Raw genomic sequence first — 18,169 nt, 5'->3', positions numbered from 1 at the left:
TCACGAGTCTTTCAGGGAGAGCACACTTTGGCGAGATCCTCATTACCCACCCGCGGCCGGAGTGCGGCCGCGCTCGTGATCGCGGGGATGTCACTCGCGTTGCTGCCGGTTTTCGGCGTCACCGCGCCCGCCGCGTCGGAGAACCCGTGGACCAAGGTCGACGGCAACCAGGGTGCGGCGAGATCGGCAAGACAGGCGGACGTCAGAACGGACAAGTACGCGGGGTTCACTTTGGACCGTGCCGCGATGCAGTCCGACCTGTCGCTCGCTCCCCGCGGGGCCCAGCACGGCAAGGAAGTCCTGTTGCCGACGCCGGACGGCAAGTTCGAGCGGTTCGCGCTGGTCGACGCGCCCGTGATGGAGGAGAAGCTCGCCGCCGCCCACCCGGAGATCAAGACCTACTCCGGCAAGGGAATCGACGACCCGACCGCGACCGTCCGCGCCGACCTTACACCACTGGGGTTCCACGCTTCGGTGCGTTCACAGCGCGGTCAGTGGTACGTCGACCCTTACTTCCGCGGTGACTACGCCCGCGCGGAAAGCCTCTACGCCAGCTATTACGGGCACAACCTGCGCAACGACGCCGGTCCGCTGGTGGAGAACGAGGAGATCGAGCAGGTCCTGCAGGACGTCCTGCCCGCGGACCCCGGTCCCATCGTCAAACTGCGCACCTACCGGCTCGCCCTCGTCACGGATCCCTCGTACGCCACCTACTTCGGCGCGGCGAACGTGACCGCGGCGAAGGTCACGCTGGTCAACCGGGTCGCGCAGATCTACGAGGACGAGACCGCGATCCGCCTGGTCCTGGTGAACGACACCGACAAGACCAACCTGAACACCGCCGCTGACGCGACCGGCGCGAACGGCCCGTGTGGCGCGGCGGCGTGCTTCACCGCGTCGCAGCTCGCCAGCTGCAGCAGCACCCTGTTGAACCGCAACCAGATCGTGCTCGGTCAGCTGGTCGGCGCGGGCAACTACGACGTCGGCCACATCGGTCTCGGTGTGAACGGCGGCGGCATCGCCGGTCTGGGCGTGGTCGGCGGCAGCGGAAAGGCCCGCGGCTGCACGGGTTTGCCGACCCCGGTCGGTGACTACTTCGCCGTGGACTACGTGGCGCACGAGATCGGTCACCAGTTCGCGGGCAACCACACGTTCAACGGAACGCAGGGTTCCTGCTCCGGCGGCAACCGCAGCGCGGCCAACTCGTACGAGCCGGGCAGTGGCTCGTCGATCATGGCCTACGCCGGTATCTGCGGCACGGACAACCTGCAGCCGCACAGCGACCCGTACTGGTCGCAGCGCAGCTACACCGAGATCTCCACGTTCACGTCGACGCCGCGTGCGCCGATCAACGAGGTGCAGAACATCGGGCTGCGTGAGTTCGACGGCACGGACTCGTTCACGTTGTCCTACAACGGCCAGGTGTCCGCGCCGATCGTGCGTGGCACCAACTACACGGCTGCGGGGATCAAGGCCGCGATCGAAGGCATCCAGGACTGGCCCACCGGCGCGACCGTCGCCGTGACCGGCTTCGGCGCGGGTGTCCTCAACGACACGGGTTTCCAGGTCACGTTCCAAGGTGGACCGGTCGCGGCCGTCGACGTGCCGTCGCTCGGCTTCACGGGAACCGGGACCACGGCTGTGGTCGGCGAGACGGTCGACGGCGGCCCGCAGGAAAACACCGGGCTCAAGGCGGAGGACACCACGAACCACGCGCCGGTCGTGACCACGGCCGCCCAGTACACGGTCCCGCTGCGCACGCCGTTCGCCCTGACCGGCAGCGCGACCGACGCCGACGGTGACAAGGTCACGTACCTGTGGGAGCAGAACGACCGCGGCGGCAGCACGGGCACCAGCCTGGTGAACAACGTCAAGAAGGACGGCCCGCTGTTCAGGCAGTTCGGCACCGCGGCGATCGTGACAGCCGAAGACACGCTGAAGTACTACTCGCCCGGCCAGAACGCGGTGAACGACAACCCGACGCGCGTGTTCCCCGATCTGGCCCAGGTGGCGGCGAACAACACCAACGCCGAATCCGGTGCCTGCCCGACGGCACCTCCGGCGCCGGTCCCGGCAGCGATCGTCGACTGCTACTCGGAGTTCCTGCCCACGGCCGACTGGGTCGGGTTCGGCAACGACAGGACGTTGCACTTCCGCCTGACCGCACGCGACTACCGCGCGGGCGGCGGCGGAATCGGCAGCGCAGACACCGCACTGGTGCTCGCCCCGAACACCGGCCCGTTCCTGGTGACCTCCCAGGCAGCGGCGGGAGTCGTCCACCCGGGCGGCTCGGCACAGGAGATCAAGTGGGACGTGGCGGGCACGAACGCGGCGCCGATCAACGCCGCGGAGGTGAAGGTCTCGCTGTCGGTTGACGGCGGCGCAACCTTCCCGCACGTGCTGGCGGAGCGCACCGCCAACGACGGCAGCGAGACGCTGACGTTGCCGGACGTGGCGACGACCAAGGCGCGGATCAAGGTCGAAGCGGTCGGAAACGTCTTCTTCGACCTCAACAACGCGGACTTCACGATCCTGGCGTCCCCGAAGGTGACCACACCGGCCAACGCGACCGTGCAGTACAGCGACGCAGCCGCGTTCCCCGTGACCGCCACCGACCCGGACACCCCGGCCGAGGGCCTGACCGCGTCCGCGTCCGGCTTGCCCGCGGGCCTCGCCCTGACCCAGTCAGGACCAGGTTCGTGGACCGTCTCGGGCACAGCGACAGCAGCCCCGGGCGAGTACCCGGTGTCGGTGTCCGTGACGGACTCGACGGGCGTGGTCGGCAAGTCCTCGTTCACGGTCAAGGTGGCCCCGGAGGACGCGACGGTCACGTACACAGGGGACTCCCTGGTGAACGGTGGAACCGTGCAACTGAAGGCGACAGTGCAGGACAACACCGACAGCACACCGGGGGATGTCCTCAATGGAACGTTGACGTTCGCAGCCGGAGACCAAACCCTCTGCACAGCGCCGTTGGCACTGCTGGGCACGGGCCCGACGGACGCTTCTGGCAGTTGCACAGCGCAGCTGCCTACCGGAGTCCACGAGGTGACGGCCACAGCCGGTGGCAACTACACGGGAAAGGCATCCGGGCGGGTTGAGGTGACCAACTCGCAGAACCGCGTGGTGATCGGCGACGGAACAGTGCCGTTGACCAAGGCCTACGGCGCGGACAACGGAACCAGGGCGGACTTCACCGTCGCCGCGGCCCAGGTGGCCGGCCACACGTCGGCAGCCAGCCTGGTGACGTACACGTCGAACGGCCGGAAGTTCCAGGTCCGCAGCACCAAGCTCGACTCGTTCGGGGCCAACGGCGGAGCGATCGACCTGCGCGGCCGCGCGGACCTGGTCGACGTGACCGACGCGTGGCACCCCAAGAAGGTCGCCACCGGCCTGACCGTCCGACTCAACGGGAAAGTCAAGGAAGGCCTGGCGATCACGCTGGTCGACGGCTCGAAGCTGGTGTTCTCCACAGCCTGGACGGGCGCGTCGACCGACGTGACCAAACTCGCCAGGGGAACACTGGTCATCATCTAGTCCGGCCACACGCGACGGCCCCGTCACCAGGCGGGGCCGTTCGCGGGTGTCGTGCGGTCAGCCCACCAGGTCCCGAATCGCTTTGATCACCTCGGCCGGAGCCTCTTCGGCCATGAAGTGGCCTGACGTGACGGCGGTGTACGTCAACTGGGGCGCCCACCGCTCCCATCGGGCTCGCGGGTCGAAACCCAGTACGCTGCCCCAGTCCTGATGCAGGACGCTGACGGGCATGGCGAACCGGTGACCTGCTTCGAAGTCCACTGTGTCCTGTGCGAGGTCGGCGGTCGCCGTGGCTCGGAAGTCGGCGACGATCGAAGGCACGGCGGCGCGTGACGCCCGCAGGTAGGCGGCGCGGACGTCCGGCGGGAAACCCTGCTGGGACCACGCGTCGAGGAAGTGCCCGAAGAACTCGTCCGGTGCGCCGCCGATCAGCTTCTCCGGCAGACCGGGCGGCTGGGCCATCAGGTACAGGTGGAAGGCCACGGCCGCGCTCACCCCGTGCAGCACGTCCCACGTGTCGTAAGTGGACATCCCGTCGAGGATGCCGAGGTGCGTGACCTTGTCCGGGTGGTCGAGACCCGCCCGGAAGGCCACCAGCGCCCCGCGGTCGTGCCCGGCCAGCGCGAACCGGGGAAAGCCGAGCTGGCCGGCGAGTTCGACGATGTCGGCCGCCATCGTGCGCTTGTCGTAGCCGCCGTCCGGTTTGTCGCTGTCGCCGTAGCCGCGCAGGTCGGGGCAGATCACGGTGTGGTCGGCGGCGAGATCCGCGGCCACGTGCCGCCACATGAGGTGGGTCTGCGGGAAGCCGTGCAGGAGAACCACGGGACTGCCGCTGCCCTGGACCAGGGTGTTCAGGGCCACGCCGTCGGCGACTGGGATGCGCGAGTAGGTCATGCCGCCACGGTGTGCGCCGCTGGTCAGCGTTGGATCAGCAACCGCTTAGTACAGTGGTCGGCGATGGTTTCCTCGGTGCGGATCGGCGTGCTGGGTCCGCTGCTCGCGACGGACTCCGCCGGTTCGATCGACCTCAAAGGACCGCGTCACCGCGCTGTCCTCGCCCGGCTGCTCGTCGCGCGTGGCCGTGTCGTGCCGGTCGACATGCTCGTCGCCGATCTCTGGGAGGACCCGCCGGACGGTGCCGTCGGCGCCATCCAGACGTTCGTGGCCACCCTGCGCAAGGCGCTGGAGCCGAACCGGCCGCCACGAACGCCCGCCACGCTCTTGGTGACCGAAGGTCCGGGGTACCGGCTCAAGCTGGAGCCTGATGCGGTGGACGCGTGGCGGTTCGAGGCCGCGCTGAACGGTTCGCTGGCAGCGTTGGACGAGGCCCTTGAGTTGTGGCGCGGGCCTGCGTACGCCGAGTTCGCCGACGAGGCGTGGGCCCGTGCGGAGATCACCCGGCTGGACGAGCTCCGGTTGCTGGCCGTCGAGCGGCGTGCCGAGGCCTTGCTGGGGCTCGGGCGTGCGGCTGAGGCTGTGCCCGCGCTGTTGGCGCATGTGGACGGACATCCGTTGCGGGAGGACGGCTGGCGGTTGCTGGCGCTGTCCCAGTACACGGCGGGACGTCAGGCTGATGCGTTGGAGTCGCTGCGACGGGCTCGTCAGCTGCTGGCCGACGAGCTCGGTGTCGATCCCGGTCCGGCGTTGCGCGAGTTGGCGGCGGACGTGCTCGCGCACGCCCCGCGACTGGCCCCGGCTCCGGCTGCTCCGGTGCTGGTCGGGCGGGACGAGGAGATGGCGCTGCTGGCAGGCGCCGCGCACCGGGTGGCCGGGACGGGCAAGCTGGGATTGGCGTTGATCAGCGGTGAAGCCGGTGCGGGGAAGACCGCGCTGGCCACGGCGTTGCGCGCCCGGCTGGAGCAGGCGGGCTGGAGCGCGCGGTGGGGCGGCAATCCCGAGGACGCGCCGTCCGGCTGGGCGCACATCCTGGATCCCGTGGACATCGAGCCGTCCGCGGACCCGGTTGCGGCCCGGTTCCGGCTCCATCAAGCCGCACGGTCGCAGCTGGCTTCGCGTGGCCGTTCGCTCGTGGTGCTCGACGACGTGCACTGGGCCGACGAGGAAACGCTGGCGTTGCTGGCTTCTGTCGTGGTCGACCCGATACCGGCGCCTGTCCTGGTCGTGGCGACCTACCGGACGAGGGAAGCGCCCACCACGTTGCTGGGACGCGTCGCCCGCGCCGAGCCCACCCGTGTCTACCTGGGTGGCCTTGCGGCGTCCGATGTTCCTGCCGTGGTGCGCGCCGCGACCGGCCTGGACGTGGACGAGCCGACCGCCGCGGTGATCCACCGGCGCAGCAGCGGGAATCCGTTCTTCGTCCGTGAGCTGGCACGGCTGCTCGCCGCGGGTGGTGATCTGTCCACAGTGCCTGAAGGCGTGCGCGATGTCGTGCGGTACCGGCTGTCTCAGCTGCCCGCCGAGGTGCAAGCTGTTCTCCGCAAGGCCGCCGTGGCCGGGGAGACGTTCGCGCTCGACGTCGCCGGTTCGCTGGACGAGGCCGAAGTCGCGGTGCGGCAGGGCTTTCTCGTCGAAACCGCGGCCGGGGAGTTCCAGTTCTCCCACGCGCTGGTTCGGGACACGGTGTACCAGGATCTCTCGCGGTCGCGGCGGGCGCACCTGCACCTCGAGGTCGGCGAGGCGCTGGAACGGCTACGAGCCGGCGACGTCGCCGCGTTGGCGCACCACTTCGCGCTGGCGTCCGACGAAAGAGCGGGCCGGTACGCACAAGCCGCCGCCGTCTCGGCCGAGCGGCGTTCCGCGTTCGGTGAGGCGGCCAGGTACTGGCGGGTCGCCCTCGCTCACCAGGCCGATGTCCGGCACCGCCTGGAACTGACCATGGGCCTGGTCCGTGCCCTGTCGTTCAGCGGTTCGCTCGGTGAGTCACGCGCACTGCGTGCTTCGGCGCTTGACCTGCTCGACTCGGTCGACGACCCGCGACTGGCCGCCCGGGTGGTCACGTCCTTCGACGTACCGGCGATCTGGACCGCGCACGACGATCCCGCGCTGGCGACCCGGGTCGTTGCCCTGAGCGAACGCTTGCTGCCTGACGTGGACGCCGCGTCGCGAAGCCGGTTGCTCGCCACGATCGCGATGGAACTGCGCAGCTCGGGCGGGTCACGAGCGGTCGAAGCCGCAGCGGGAGCCGAGGAGATCGCGCGAGGGCTGGGTGAGCCGTCACTGCTGGCGTTCGCGTTGAACGCGCAGTTCATGCAGTCGTACGCCCGCGCCGGGCAGACCCGGGAGCGGGTGCGGATCGGCACGGAACTGGTGTCGCTGGCCGAGCGGCACCGACTGGTGACGTTCGAAGTCCTCGGGCACCTGATCCTGATGCAGTCACACTCCGCGCTCGCCGATTTCACCGCCGCCGACGCGCACGTCGAGCGGGTGACCCGGCTCGGCGATGACTTCCAGCTACCGCTGGTGAGTGTCTTCGCGCAGTGGTACCGGGCGCTTCGGGCTTCGGTGGCCGGGCAGGACGCCGTGGGGCTGTACCGGGCCGCGGCTGCCGCGCTGGCGGACGCCCAGATGCCGGGATTCGACGACGGGCTGCTGCCGCTGGCACTGCTGTGCCACGAGATCCACATTGGACTTCCCGTCGACCGGGACAGGGACTTCGGCGCGTTCACACCGTGGTGCCGCCCGGCCGGGCCGATCCCGGACTCGCCGAAGGACCAGCTGTTCGAAGTACGCACGTGCCTGCACGCCGCCGCGGCGGACGACGCCGGGACGATGCAGCGGCTCTACGACGCGCTCCTGCCCGCGGCGGGCGAACTGGCCGGGGCGGGCAGTGGAATGCTCACGCTCGGACCGGTTGACCGTTATCTCGGTGATTTGGCGCGCGGACTCGGCCGGGTTAATGTTGCGGACTCGCATTACGCGCAAGCCGAGATCGTCATTCGCCGGGCCTGATCTTGTGGTTTTCTTTTGGTCGGCTTGTGGTGCGCCCGAAATGCCCGAAGGTGCTGTTATCGTCCTGGGCACTGTCAGATCGGGGATCGAGGGGAATGAAGATGCGACGCCGTTTCGCCGCCGGACTGCTGGTGCCGGTGCTCCTGGCCGGGGCCTGCTCCGGCGAACAGCAGCCGGGCGGGTCCGTGCCGCAGAACCAGCAGCAGCCTGGGCAGACAGCGGAGAAACTGGCGGACGAACAGCCCGACGACGCGCGACTACGGGTGATCGAAGCAGGCGCGGCCGGTGGCAACTTCTACGCGTACGTGGAGAACCCCGAAGACAGGGAAGTCGCCGGGCAGATCGAGTTCACCGCCTTCGACGCCGCCGGAAAAGCCTTCAAGGAATCGTCGACGACGAAACCGGAAGGACGGTTCGAGGTGTTCCCGCCGAAAAGCACAATCGCGGTCGCGTTGTTCCTCGTGATGGACAGGTCAGCAGGCGAAAAACCGAAGTTCAGCAGGATCGAAGCCGAGGTGACCACGAAGAAGCGGTCCGCCATCCCCCAGCACCAGCAGGGGAGGTTCGAGGCGGGCCCGGTCACCAGCGAGACCAGGAGCGGCTCGATCTTCGCCAAGACGATCGTCGAGGTGACCAACGGCTACCCGGAGAAGGTCAGCGGCGGTGTGCTCGTCGTGATGTGCAAGGACGCCGCCGGCAAGGTCGTCAACACCGCGTCCACCCAGTTCAGCGCTGAGGCGAACGGGAAGAAGGCCGTCGACCTCAGCAGCTCCGGGGGCGGTAGCGGGTGCAAGGCGTATCCGCGGATGTCCAGCAGCACCCGGTTCGGCGAAACGGAATAGCCGCCCGGTGGTTGGCGGTCACCGTTTCCGGCTACCACAGGTGCATGACCACTGAGGCGGAGAAGGGCACACCCGGGCAGTTCGACAACCGGTCACCCTTCACATGGCGGGCGACCACGACGGCGCTGTTGGCGCTCGTGCTGGTGGTGGTCGGTGCCTCCATCGTGATCAGCAGCGGCGCCGGAGTCGGGTGGACGCTGCTGGTGATCGGGCTGGTCGCCGGACTGACGGCCGCCTGGATCTTCCACCTCGGCCGCAAGGCCGGGAACAGGACCTAGACCCGGATGACTGTGCCGTCGGGTGGAGCCTCGGCCCCGGCGGCGAGGACTTCCTTGTACTGCTCGGAGTCCGGGTCCAGGATCGGGTTGGTGTTGTTGAGGTGCGTGTAGATCCAGCGTTTGCCCGGGTGGCGGGCGATCTGGGCGAGGCTGCCGTCCGGTCCGGCAATGGGGATGTGGCCCATCGCGCGCTGGGCACCTGAGCCGACTCCCGCGGCGGTGGCGCCGGACATCTCGTCCGGTGAGTAGAACGTGCCGTCCAGTATCACGCAGTCCGCGCCGGCGACCAGCTCGTCGAAGCCTTCCGGCCACGTCTTCAGGCACGGCGCGTAGACCACGCAACCACCGGCCGGGTCGGAGATCCGGTACGCCACCACCCACGGTCCGTCCGCTGTGGACTGTACGTACTTCGGCTTCTTGTCGCTGATCGGGACGGCCGTCACGGACAGCCCGTCGACCGTGAAACTCCCTTCGGCCTGGTGCCATTCCCACGCGCCATAGCGGGAAACGATGCCCTGGAGCGGAAAATCCGCGCGCAAGGCCTGCAAAACGGCCGCCGGAGCCCACACTCGCAGGCCCGCGCCCTCGCGGAGCATGGTCAGGCCGAGGGTGTGGTCGAGTTCCGCGTCGGTCAGCAGCGCTCCGCGCAGGGGAGTCTCCCGAGGGCCGGGACCCGCTGCGAGCCGTGGCGTCGCCAGCACCTGGGCACGGATGTCCGGTGAGGCGTTGAGCAGGTACCACCCCGCGCCGTCACGGCTGATCGCGACGCAGTCCTGGGTGCGGGACGGCAGATCGGCCGTGCACATCCGGCACGCGCAGTTCCACTGCGGGAACCCGCCGCCCGCGGCTGTGCCCAGCAGCAGGATTTCCACGTCAGACCACCTTGATCGTGTTCTTGCGCATCACGAGCTCCGGCGGCTCGGGCGGGGTTCCCGCCAGTATCGCGTCGACCAGCCCGCGGTCGGGCGACTTGGAGCAGACCGGGTCGGTCGCGCCCGCGTCGCCCGTCAACAGGAACGCCTGGCAACGGCAGCCGCCGAAGTCGACGCCCTTGCGCGAGCAGCCGCGGCACGGGTCGGGCATCCAGTCCTCACCGCGGTAGGAGTCGAACGCCTCCGAGTGGTACCAGATGTCCGCCAAGGACCGGGAACGGACGTTGTCCAGCTTCAACGTCGTGATCGACGAAGCAGCCGGGCACGGCAGCACGTCACCGTTCGGCGCCACCGTCAGCTGCCGCGATCCCCAGCCGTACATGCAGGGTTTGGGGTACGGCTCGTAGTAATCCGCTACCACGTAGACGATCTGCATTGTCTCACGCAGGCGTTCCGTTGCCGCGCGCACGATCGGTTCGGCCTCGGCCAGCTGCTGCGCGGTGGGCATCAGCGCCGACCGGTTGCGCAGCCCCCAGCCGTAGTACTGGGTGTTGGCCAGTTCCAGGCGATCCGCACCCATTTCCTCGGCGAGCGCGATCAGATCCGCGACCTGGTGGTGGTTGGCGCGGTGCAGTACCACGTTCACGGTCAGCGGCATGTCGAGCTTCTTCACCGCGCGGGCCGCCGAGAGCTTGTGGCTGTGGGCTTTCACGCCCGCGATCCGGTTCGCCGTCTCGGCGTCGGCGCCCTGCACCGACAGCTGGACGTGCGCGAGACCGCGGCCGGCCAGGTCGGCGAGCCGCTGCTCGGTCAGCCCGAGCCCGCTGGTCACCAGGTTCACGTAACATCCGAGGTCTGCCGCCCTGCCGACCAGGACCGGCAGGTCGGTGCGGGCCAGCGGCTCGCCGCCGGACATGTGCACCTGCAGCACGCCCAGTTCCCTTGCCTGGTCGATGATCGACAACCACTCGTCGGTCGGCAGCTCGTTGTCCCTGGTCACGAGCTCGATCGGGTTGGAGCAGTACGGGCAGTGCAGCGGGCAGCGGTGGGTCAGCTCGGCGAGCATGCCCAGCGGCGGCTGCGCGGTCACGTCCATTGCACGACCCGCCGTTCTTCCAGCCTGGTCAGCACGTTCCGGACGTCCTCGACGCGCACGCCCTCGTAGTCGCGGCCCAGTTCGGCCGTGATCTCGGCGACCGTCGCCACGCCGTCGCACAGCTTGAGCACCGCGGCGGCCGTGCCGTTGGGGACGAGAACACCTTCCGGGAAGAGCAGGACGTGCGTCTCGCGGGTCTTGTCGTACGTGAGCCTGACGCCTCGGCGCAGGCGAGGTGTGGAGTCCAGTCCGATCGTGCCCACCAGGCTCACTCCTTCCTCGCCGCCCGCTCGACGGCGTCCAACATGGACCACAGCACGTCGCACTTGAACGACAGCGCGGCGATCGCCTTCTCCTGGTCGGCGCGGGTGGTGCAGTACTCGACCACGATGTCCACTGTGGCCTGTCCCTCGCCGGAGACCGCGTCGATCCGGTTGGTGAAGTACGCGAGGTCCGCGCGGGCGATCCACGGGTAGTTCGACAGCATGTCGGTGACGCGACGGCGCATCAGGTGGCCGGAGAACATCTCGGTCAGGCCGGACGCGATCGCCTCGATCCACGGCCTGGTCCGTGCGAAGGTCACGTAGGCGTCCACCGCGAACCGGACGCCGGGCGCGACGTGCCGTTCGTCGAGAACCTCTTCCCTGGTCAGGCCGACCGCTTCGCACAGCCGCAGCCAGCGCTCGTGGCCGCCTTCGCCGTCGGCGGCGCCGTCGTGGTAGACGATCCTGGTCAGCCACTGCCTGCGGATCCGGGGGACCGGGCAGTTGCTGATGATCGCCGCGTCCTTCTGCGGCAGGATGCTCTGGTAGTACCAGCGGTTGGCCGCCCACGTGCGCAACTCGAGTTCCGACAGGCTGCCTTCGTGCAGTCTGCGGTGGAACGGGTGTGTTCCCCAGTAGCGGTGGGACAGACCGCGCAGCGCGCCGACGAACTCGTCGGCCGTCATCGGAGAGTTCGAAGTGGACACTCGGAGTTCCTCCGTGCAGGGGAGAGGGGTGGCGGGGGCCGCCGTCGCAGGGCCGGCCCCCGCCGGAGGACGGTGCTCAGTCCATCCGGGCCGCGTAGGCCGTGACCTCCATCGGCGTTTCGTACTCGACGAAGTCCGGAGTGGTCCAGACCTCGCGCTCCGTGTTCTCGATCATGTGTGCACTCCTCGGATCAGTGACGATCCGTCGTGGATCGTCGTCCACTGGACCGGTGTCGAGCACTTCGAGCGTAGGAGCTGACTGGCCGGGAACGCTAGTCCTCCCAGCGTTTTCCCCGGGCGGTGAAACGCCGCGATCCCTGTGACCGGGACACCGGCATCGCCGCCTCGTCACTGATCGTGACAACAGTGGTCGGATGTTTCCGGGTTTGTTAGCTCGGTCGGAGGTAGGACGACCGACACTCCCTGTGCTTGTATGCATTCGCCGCCCGTGTGTAGCCCGCTCGAAGCTCCCAGGAGGCAAAGTCATGACATCTCGGCGCAAACTCCTCGGCATCGGCGCGTCCGCCGCCGCGGTGCTGCTGGCCGCGGGTACGGCGACCGCCGCCCCGGCCGACGTGCGACCGCTGGCGATCCGGCAGGTCGCAAGTGGACTCAACCAGGCGTGGTCGGTCGACTTCCTGCCCGACGGCACGGCGCTGTTCACCGAGAAGGACTCGAAGAAGATCCGCAGGATCGGCGCCGACGGCAAGGTCTCGGACGTGCAGACCGTCCCCGGCGTGAGCGTCACCAAGGAAGCGGGCCTGCTCGGCATCGCGGTGTCCCCGTCGTACGCGACCGACCAGCTGGTGTTCGTCTACTACACGACCAGCTCCGACAACCGGATCGCGAAACTCAAGCTGGGACAGGCGCCTGTCCCGATCGTGACCGGGATCCCGCGCGGATCCCAGTACCACCACGGCGGCCGGATCAAGTTCGGCCCGGACGGCTACCTCTACGCGGGCACCGGCGACGGCCAGAACGGCGCCAACGCGCAGAACCGCAACTCGCTCGGCGGGAAAGTGCTGCGGGTGGACAAGAACGGCGCTGCCGTGCCGGGGAACCCGTTCAACAGCAGGGTCTACTCGATGGGGCACCGCAACGTGCAGGGCCTGACCTGGGTCGGCAGCCAGCTGTACATCTCGGAGATCGGCGCCAGCGACCAGGACGAGCTGAACAAGATCACACCGGGCGGCAACTACGGCTGGCCGGACTGCGAAGGTCCTTGCGGCAACTCGAAGTACGTCAACCCGGTGAAGTCGTGGCCGACCTCCCAGGCCACGCCCAGCGGCCTGACGACCTACCAGGGAAGCCTGTACATGGCCTCGCTCAAGGGCGGTACGTACAAGCTCACCACCAGCGGTGCGGGCGGCAAGCTCTACACCAACCTCGGTCGCACCCGTGACGAGGTCGCCGGGCCGAACAACGTGCTCTGGGTCGTAACCCCGGGCGGCATCTACAACGCCGACGGCGCCTGAGAAGGCAAGGTCTCCTCGCCGGCGCGGCAGGCGAGGAGACCTTCGGCGGCGGCAGGGTCACCGCTTGATCGGGACGGTCACAGGATCCTTGCCGCTGAAGGACACGCTGATCTCGACCGCGTCGGACGGGACGCGGACCGCTTCCTTGAGGTACATGCTCCACGAGCTGCCCTTAGCGGTCCGGTACGCCAGGTTCGCGCCTGGTGCCGCGGCGAGGAACCCGCCGTTGTCCGGCAACGGGACCAGGATGGGCAACGGGCTGTTCAGGTCGGCCGTGCCGAGCTGGCGTGTGCCACCTGTGCTGCCGTCCGGCAGGATTTCCACGGCGTACAGGTAAGTCGGCGTCGTGCGGGCGTCGTGGTACTCGCCGATCACGTACTTGATCGGCCCACCCTCCCGTACGGAGATGAACCAGTTCGTCCTGGTTTCCAGGCCAGGCCCGGGCGGGTACCGCAGTGACTTGCCCGCCAGCCCCCGCCGCCAGTGCGAGTTCAGCCACTCGATGTCGTCCCAGTGCGCCAGTGGTGCTGCCCATGGCTGGGCCACCGTGGTGTACGGCCTGTCGTCCGGTGCGTCCCAGCGCACACCGGGGCGGTCGGGCGTCGCGTCGGGATAGAGGTGGAGGAGTTCGCTCGGTGTGCCGTCCGTGTACGGGCTGCCCCTGAGCACACGTATGTCGTCGGTCGGCCCGACGCCGGGTGGAACCTCGCCGAGGCCCACCCCGCCGGCCTCCCGCATCGGCATCTGGTGGCCTTGGTGGAAGGGTGGGAAGACGACGAACAGCGGCTTGTCCTTCGACAACGCGAGTACGTACCGGTTGTCCGGGCCGAACCGGTAGCCCATGTCCAGTCCCCGCATCGGTGCCCGCGCCCGCGTCTCCGGCTCGTCGAGGATCAACAGCCGCAGCGTCTGCTCCTGCACGTCCAAGCCCACCAGGCCGCGCACGGTGTCGCCCTTGTCGGTCCCCTGCGCCACCACGGCCACGCGCCCCGCGGGCGTCGTGCCCGCCCAGAACACGTGCGGCCGGGTGACCACCTTCGCCGCCGGCTTCTTCGGCTTGTGCTCCCAGACGTCGAGCACGTCCTTGGCGAACGCGCTGTCGCCCGCCAGATCACCGCGTGTCGGCCCGCGCAGCAGCGTCTTCGTGGCCGGATCCACCGGCTTCGACAGGGACTGCCAGCCGACCGTCACGGTCGTGGTGACGAGCGCGGCGGCGGCGAACGCGGCGGCGGTGAGGGTCAGCCGCCGGACACGCGTGCGCCGGATTCCGCCGCGCAGGACATCGGCGGTCAGGCCCGGCCGCGGTTCGATGTCGGGAGTCGCACCGCGCAGGGCGGCGCGCAGTTGGTCAGTGTCCATTGGTCGCTCCCACGGTTTCGCCGAGCAGCTGCCGCAGCTTGGCAAGTCCTCGTGACGTCTGGCTCTTCACCGTTCCGATGCCGCATCCGAGGGCGTCCGCCGTGTCCGCCTCGGTCATGTCCTCGTAGAAACGGAGCACGATGACCGCACGCATGCGCTCGGGCAACGCGCCGAGCGCGCGCACCACCTCGTCTCGTGCCGCCACTTGGTCTTCCGGCCCGCTCACAGCGGTGCGCGGTTCGTCTGTGAGTGGGGTCTCACTCACGCGCCTGGACCGCCGCCGCCACCTGTTGGCCGACGCGTTCGCCAGCGCTGCCCTGACGTACGCCTCCGGTTCGCCCTTGAGGCGTTTCCACCTGGGGTACATCCGCTCGAGCACGTCCTGCAGCAGGTCCTCGGCCGCACCCCGGTCACCGGCGCAGAGCAGGTACGCCGAGCGCAGCAAAGCACCCGAGCGGTTCGCGACGAACTGCTCGAAGTCGGCCATGTCCGGCACCGATTACCCCCTTGACCCCGGCTACGCCCCGCATCACACCGGGAGGGGCGTCGAAGTTGCCAACCGCTGCCGTTTAGACTTGCCGACAAAGGGACACGAAGGAGAAACGCGTGGCCGAGATTTCCGTTGAACTCGTCGCCGTCGAGCGCCGGCTGTGGTCGGGCAAAGCGACGATGGTCATCGCGCAGACCACCGAGGGTGAACTCGGCGTGCTGCCCGGCCACGAACCGCTGCTCGGACAGCTGGTCGAAGGTGGTGTCGTCAAGATCCGCACGACGGACGGCGACACGGTGATCGCCGCGGTCTACGGCGGGTTCCTGTCCATCACCGGCGACGGCGTCAGCATCCTCGCGGAGAACGCCGAGCTCGCCGACGAGATCGACATCGAGCAGGCGCGGGCCGAGGTGGCCGCCGCGCAGGACGCGGACGAGCGGGCAAGAGCAGCAGCCCGGGTGCGCGCCGCCGGACAGACGGTCTGATCCGCGGGACTGGGCGGGGGCGGCCGTGGAGATCCTCTGGTTCATCGGGAGTCTCCTGGCGGTCGCGGCCGCCACGTTGGTCTTGCTGAGCGTGCGCCGGGTCCGGCTGATCCGGATGGGCGGCATCAACGTCGCCCTGCGCACGCACGTGGACAACGACAACCCGCGCGGCTGGCACCTCGGTGTGGCCCGCTACCACGGTGACGAGTTCACCTGGTACCGCGCGCTGAGCCTGCGCAACGGTCCCAACCGGATCATCCAGCGCGACGGGTTCGAGATCGACGACCGCCGCGAGCCGGGCGCCCAGGAGCTCTACGGCGTGCCCAACGGCGCCATCATCCTGCGTTGCCGTGCCGAGCTGGACCCACCGCGCTCCAAGCGCGCGGTCGGCGGCCCGGACACGGTCGTCGAGATAGCGATGACCCCGGACGCGCTGACCGGCTTCCTGTCGTGGCTCGAGTCAGCGCCCCCGGGGCGTCGTCTTCCGTACGCGTCCTAGGCCAGCGGGATCGTGGAGACGATCTTCTCGCTCGGTTTCGGCGATCCGCCCGCGGGCTCGATCGTGATCGCCAGCGCGACCGCTCCCTTGGCCGGAGTCAGGTCGCTGGCCGGGATGGCGCCGTTGGAAGCGGCCAGGATCCCCGCCGAGGTCTGCTCGCCGGGGCCGCGCACGTACCAGAGCTGGTAGACCGAACTGCCCGGCAGCTGCGGGGCGTCCTTGAGCAGCATGACCATGCAGTTCTGCCGCGCTGAGACGACCGCGGTCGCCGAACCGCCGCCCTGCACGGACCCGGAGGCCAGCTTCGCGTCCGGCGCGTTCAGCGCGCACTGCAGCTGGGACAGCTCGGTCTGGCTCTTGGCCAGCTGGTCATGGAGGTCGTTGCTGCTCACGACCCAGCCCACGCCGAGCCCGGCCGCGGCGACGATGCCCGCGGCAGCCGCGAACACCGCGACGCGGGACGCCCTGCGCCTCGGCCGCAGCGCGATCGGTTCGCCGACCGACAAGGGCGGGATCTGCCGCAGGTTCCCGATCGCCGCGTGCACCTTGGTCCACAGCTGCGGCGGCGGGGCGACCGCGGTCGCCGTGCCGAGCCGGGCCGTGGTTTCCCTGAGCTCGGCGACTTCCTGGTGGCACGCCGGGCAGCCGGCCATGTGGTCCTCGAACGCTCTGCGTTCCATTTCGGACAGCGCGTCGAGCACATACGCGCCCGTCAGTGTGTGCACATCGTTGTTCACGCTGTCACCCCCATGCAGTCACGCAGCCTGATCAGCCCGTCCCGCAATCGTGTTTTGACTGTGCCGAGAGGCGAGTCGAGCAGGTGCGCGACTTCCCGGTACGTGTAGCCCTGGTAGTACGCGAGCATCACGGATTCGCGCTGCAACTCGGTGAGCGTGCCGAGGCACCGCCGGACCTGTTCGCGTTCCATCCGTCCCGCGACGACCTCGGTGACTTCGTCGAAGGGGCGCGCGGTCTCGGCGCGGGCGACCCGGGTGTCGCGGTCGCTGCTCGCCTGGGCGGACCGGACCCGGTCGACGGACTTGCGGTGCGCGATCGTCATCGCCCACGACAGCACCGAGCCGCGTTCGGGGCTGTAGCGCGTGGCTGATCGCCAGAGTTCGAGGAAGACCTCCTGCGCGACTTCTTCCGACTGTGCCGGGTCGCGCAGGATCCGCTGCACCAGCCCGAAGATGGGCGCTGAGAGGTGGCGGTAGAGCTGCTCGAAGGCAGCTTCGTCCCCGCGTGCCACGCGGGGCAGCAGTTCGTCGAGGGTGGCCGGTCGCGGTCCCCCTGGTTCACGTGACCGCTGCGCGCGTTCCCGCATGCTCACCCTCCTCGTACCTCAGCCTGCACGCCAGGTGATTCGCTCCCGGCGCGCAGGCGGATTGGTACAGCAGGGTAGTGCTTCAGTGCGTTTTGGCGCCGCGGGAGCGACTCAGCCGAGTCACCCCTGCGGCAAGTCTGACACCCAGTTCTCTGATGAACGCTCGGGGACCCGAGCTGCCATCACGAGGCAGCACGGCTGGACTCACGCGGACGCGGACAGCCATTTCGACCTGCCAGGACGGGCCGGAACCCAGCAACCGTTGACCTTGGGAACGTCACCGGGCACGGGATCCGGCAAAGCCAGCAATTCGGCGACGACCTGGGCCGAGCGGCCGCTTGATCGCCAGAAAACCTTGTAGGGAAAGAAAATGTCCATCTCGTCACCCGGGATCCGGGTGGCGTCGGCGTCGTGCTCGCCGTAGATCTGAACCACGTCGACCACTCCGCGGTGGACCCGCACGCCGACGACGGCGGCCACCTCCCCGGCTGCGTCGCGCGGATGCGCGAAGCTGAACCCCCGGGCCATCAGCTCCCTGAGTTGTGCCTCGAAGTCGTCCATGTCGCCGCCTTCGTCACGACAGAACGTCGTCGAATTCGCCGTCCTTCGCACCAGCGAGGAACGCTGCCATTTCAGCCCGTGTGTAGATCAGCGCCGGCCCGTTCGGGAACCGCGAGTTGCGCACCGCGATCTCGCCGGACTCCAGGGTCGCGACCTCGACACAGTTGCCTACTGCTCCGCTCATCCGGCTGCGGCGCCAGTCGACGCCTCCCAGTCGATCAGCGGATACCCCGTTGTGTACTGCCGTCATGGAGTGCTCCCACCTTTTCCCCGACTTGCCTTGGCGGCGGCACGTCTCTCTTTCGATCTTCGTGCACAAGCAAGGTAGCACGGGCCACTGCACGGGCGCATGCACGTGCATCTGCACGATTTTCACACCTGGATCGCGGAACAGTGGATCACGGCAGGTTTTGTCGACAGCGGGTAGTCGCTGGTCGCCAACAGTGAGATCGATTGCATTCGGACTGGGCCA

The 18,169-nt window shown here is 68.9% G+C and carries 19 protein-coding genes; 7 read left to right on the top strand and 12 right to left on the bottom strand.

Features of this window, described 5'->3' with window-relative positions:
- The first annotated feature begins 27 nt into the window (after positions 1-27).
- Positions 28-3,537 carry a M12 family metallo-peptidase gene (locus AOZ06_RS46365; protein WP_218921888.1) on the top strand — a complete coding sequence of 1,170 codons (3,510 nt, stop codon included), beginning with the start codon at positions 28-30 and terminating at the stop codon, positions 3,535-3,537.
- 57 nt (positions 3,538-3,594) lie between these two features.
- On the opposite strand, the gene AOZ06_RS46360 is transcribed toward AOZ06_RS46365, so the two are convergent.
- Entirely contained in the window at positions 3,595-4,431 is an 837-nt protein-coding gene (locus tag AOZ06_RS46360) for an alpha/beta fold hydrolase (RefSeq protein ID WP_054295196.1), read from the bottom strand.
- Positions 4,432-4,494: 63 nt separating this feature from the next.
- On the opposite strand from AOZ06_RS46360, the gene AOZ06_RS46355 reads away from it, so the two are divergent.
- The 3 genes from AOZ06_RS46355 (at position 4,495) to AOZ06_RS46345 (ending at position 8,566) form a co-directional block, all read left to right on the top strand.
- Positions 4,495-7,446, top strand: a complete 2,952-nt coding sequence (locus tag AOZ06_RS46355) for an ATP-binding protein (RefSeq protein ID WP_054295195.1) — start codon at positions 4,495-4,497, stop codon at positions 7,444-7,446.
- A 101-nt stretch (positions 7,447-7,547) separates the two neighbouring features.
- Positions 7,548-8,288: a hypothetical protein gene (locus AOZ06_RS46350; RefSeq protein WP_157233614.1), complete on the top strand. Its 741-nt coding sequence runs from the start codon at positions 7,548-7,550 to the stop codon at positions 8,286-8,288.
- 44 nt (positions 8,289-8,332) lie between these two features.
- Positions 8,333-8,566, top strand: a complete 234-nt coding sequence (locus tag AOZ06_RS46345; protein ID WP_054295193.1) for a hypothetical protein — start codon at positions 8,333-8,335, stop codon at positions 8,564-8,566.
- Here the strand turns inward: AOZ06_RS46345 and pqqB are convergent.
- From pqqB to pqqA, 5 genes are all read right to left on the bottom strand, one after another.
- Positions 8,563-9,438 carry a pyrroloquinoline quinone biosynthesis protein PqqB gene (pqqB, locus tag AOZ06_RS46340; RefSeq protein ID WP_054295192.1) on the bottom strand — a complete coding sequence of 292 codons (876 nt, stop codon included), beginning with the start codon at positions 9,436-9,438 and terminating at the stop codon, positions 8,563-8,565. The two genes, AOZ06_RS46345 and pqqB, sit on opposite strands and share 4 nt — an antisense overlap.
- Before the next feature lies 1 nt (position 9,439).
- On the bottom strand, positions 9,440-10,534 hold the full coding sequence (pqqE, locus tag AOZ06_RS46335; RefSeq protein ID WP_054295191.1) for a pyrroloquinoline quinone biosynthesis protein PqqE: 1,095 nt from the start codon (positions 10,532-10,534) through the stop codon (positions 9,440-9,442).
- Positions 10,525-10,797 (bottom strand): pyrroloquinoline quinone biosynthesis peptide chaperone PqqD, encoded by a 273-nt coding sequence (gene pqqD / locus AOZ06_RS46330; RefSeq protein WP_054297422.1) that lies wholly within the window; start codon positions 10,795-10,797, stop codon positions 10,525-10,527. The genes pqqE and pqqD overlap by 10 nt, the downstream gene beginning before the upstream one ends.
- Positions 10,798-10,802: 5 nt before the next feature.
- Positions 10,803-11,483, bottom strand: coding sequence for a pyrroloquinoline-quinone synthase PqqC (gene pqqC, locus AOZ06_RS46325; protein ID WP_054295190.1), 681 nt, complete (start codon positions 11,481-11,483; stop codon positions 10,803-10,805).
- Positions 11,484-11,580: 97 nt separating this feature from the next.
- Entirely contained in the window at positions 11,581-11,679 is a 99-nt protein-coding gene (gene pqqA / locus AOZ06_RS46320; RefSeq protein WP_042195101.1) for a pyrroloquinoline quinone precursor peptide PqqA, read from the bottom strand.
- Positions 11,680-11,989: 310 nt separating this feature from the next.
- Here pqqA and AOZ06_RS46315 point away from each other — a divergent pair, with 310 nt between their 5' ends.
- On the top strand, positions 11,990-12,979 hold the full coding sequence (locus AOZ06_RS46315) for a PQQ-dependent sugar dehydrogenase (RefSeq protein ID WP_054295189.1): 990 nt from the start codon (positions 11,990-11,992) through the stop codon (positions 12,977-12,979).
- Between the two features lie 57 nt (positions 12,980-13,036).
- Here AOZ06_RS46315 and AOZ06_RS46310 read toward each other — a convergent pair whose 3' ends face one another.
- Positions 13,037-14,338, bottom strand: coding sequence for a hypothetical protein (locus tag AOZ06_RS46310; protein ID WP_054295188.1), 1,302 nt, complete (start codon positions 14,336-14,338; stop codon positions 13,037-13,039).
- Entirely contained in the window at positions 14,328-14,825 is a 498-nt protein-coding gene (locus AOZ06_RS46305) for a SigE family RNA polymerase sigma factor (protein ID WP_054295187.1), read from the bottom strand. Before AOZ06_RS46305 ends, AOZ06_RS46310 begins: the two co-directional genes overlap by 11 nt.
- 119 nt (positions 14,826-14,944) lie before the next feature.
- On the opposite strand from AOZ06_RS46305, the gene AOZ06_RS46300 reads away from it, so the two are divergent.
- Positions 14,945-15,313, top strand: a complete 369-nt coding sequence (locus tag AOZ06_RS46300; protein WP_054295186.1) for a F0F1 ATP synthase subunit epsilon — start codon at positions 14,945-14,947, stop codon at positions 15,311-15,313.
- Positions 15,314-15,338: 25 nt separating this feature from the next.
- Positions 15,339-15,812, top strand: a complete 474-nt coding sequence (locus AOZ06_RS46295) for a DUF2550 domain-containing protein (protein ID WP_054295185.1) — start codon at positions 15,339-15,341, stop codon at positions 15,810-15,812.
- On the opposite strand, the gene AOZ06_RS46290 is transcribed toward AOZ06_RS46295, so the two are convergent.
- The 4 genes from AOZ06_RS46290 to AOZ06_RS46275 form a co-directional block, all read right to left on the bottom strand.
- Positions 15,809-16,549: an anti-sigma factor gene (locus tag AOZ06_RS46290; RefSeq protein WP_054295184.1), complete on the bottom strand. Its 741-nt coding sequence runs from the start codon at positions 16,547-16,549 to the stop codon at positions 15,809-15,811. The two genes, AOZ06_RS46295 and AOZ06_RS46290, sit on opposite strands and share 4 nt — an antisense overlap.
- Positions 16,546-17,136 (bottom strand): ECF RNA polymerase sigma factor SigK, encoded by a 591-nt coding sequence (sigK, locus tag AOZ06_RS46285; protein WP_054295183.1) that lies wholly within the window; start codon positions 17,134-17,136, stop codon positions 16,546-16,548. Before sigK ends, AOZ06_RS46290 begins: the two co-directional genes overlap by 4 nt.
- A 204-nt stretch (positions 17,137-17,340) precedes the next feature.
- Positions 17,341-17,697: a hypothetical protein gene (locus AOZ06_RS46280; RefSeq protein ID WP_054295182.1), complete on the bottom strand. Its 357-nt coding sequence runs from the start codon at positions 17,695-17,697 to the stop codon at positions 17,341-17,343.
- 13 nt (positions 17,698-17,710) lie between these two features.
- Positions 17,711-17,947, bottom strand: a complete 237-nt coding sequence (locus tag AOZ06_RS46275) for a DUF397 domain-containing protein (protein ID WP_054295181.1) — start codon at positions 17,945-17,947, stop codon at positions 17,711-17,713.
- Positions 17,948-18,169 lie beyond the last annotated feature (222 nt).

The organism is Kibdelosporangium phytohabitans, from assembly GCF_001302585.1.
GTDB lineage: Bacteria > Actinomycetota > Actinomycetes > Mycobacteriales > Pseudonocardiaceae > Kibdelosporangium > Kibdelosporangium phytohabitans.
Note: the sequence above shows the minus strand (reverse complement) of the source record. Positions and strands in the feature narration are given on the sequence as shown.

Bases quoted from the DNA above. Each gene is read 5' to 3' on its own strand.
- sigK (WP_054295183.1), bottom strand. From the start codon at position 17,136: ATGCGGGAACGCGCGCAGCGGTCACGTGAACCAGGGGGACCGCGACCG.
- pqqE (WP_054295191.1), bottom strand. From the start codon at position 10,534: ATGGACGTGACCGCGCAGCCGCCGCTGGGCATGCTCGCCGAGCTGACC.
- AOZ06_RS46350 (WP_157233614.1), top strand. From the start codon at position 7,548: ATGCGACGCCGTTTCGCCGCCGGACTGCTGGTGCCGGTGCTCCTGGCC.
- AOZ06_RS46345 (WP_054295193.1), top strand. From the start codon at position 8,333: ATGACCACTGAGGCGGAGAAGGGCACACCCGGGCAGTTCGACAACCGG.
- AOZ06_RS46310 (WP_054295188.1), bottom strand. From the start codon at position 14,338: ATGGACACTGACCAACTGCGCGCCGCCCTGCGCGGTGCGACTCCCGAC.
- AOZ06_RS46360 (WP_054295196.1), bottom strand. From the start codon at position 4,431: ATGACCTACTCGCGCATCCCAGTCGCCGACGGCGTGGCCCTGAACACC.
- AOZ06_RS46305 (WP_054295187.1), bottom strand. From the start codon at position 14,825: ATGGCCGACTTCGAGCAGTTCGTCGCGAACCGCTCGGGTGCTTTGCTG.
- AOZ06_RS46355 (WP_054295195.1), top strand. From the start codon at position 4,495: ATGGTTTCCTCGGTGCGGATCGGCGTGCTGGGTCCGCTGCTCGCGACG.
- AOZ06_RS46315 (WP_054295189.1), top strand. From the start codon at position 11,990: ATGACATCTCGGCGCAAACTCCTCGGCATCGGCGCGTCCGCCGCCGCG.
- pqqA (WP_042195101.1), bottom strand. From the start codon at position 11,679: ATGATCGAGAACACGGAGCGCGAGGTCTGGACCACTCCGGACTTCGTC.
- AOZ06_RS46280 (WP_054295182.1), bottom strand. From the start codon at position 17,697: ATGGACGACTTCGAGGCACAACTCAGGGAGCTGATGGCCCGGGGGTTC.
- pqqC (WP_054295190.1), bottom strand. From the start codon at position 11,483: ATGACGGCCGACGAGTTCGTCGGCGCGCTGCGCGGTCTGTCCCACCGC.
- AOZ06_RS46275 (WP_054295181.1), bottom strand. From the start codon at position 17,947: ATGACGGCAGTACACAACGGGGTATCCGCTGATCGACTGGGAGGCGTC.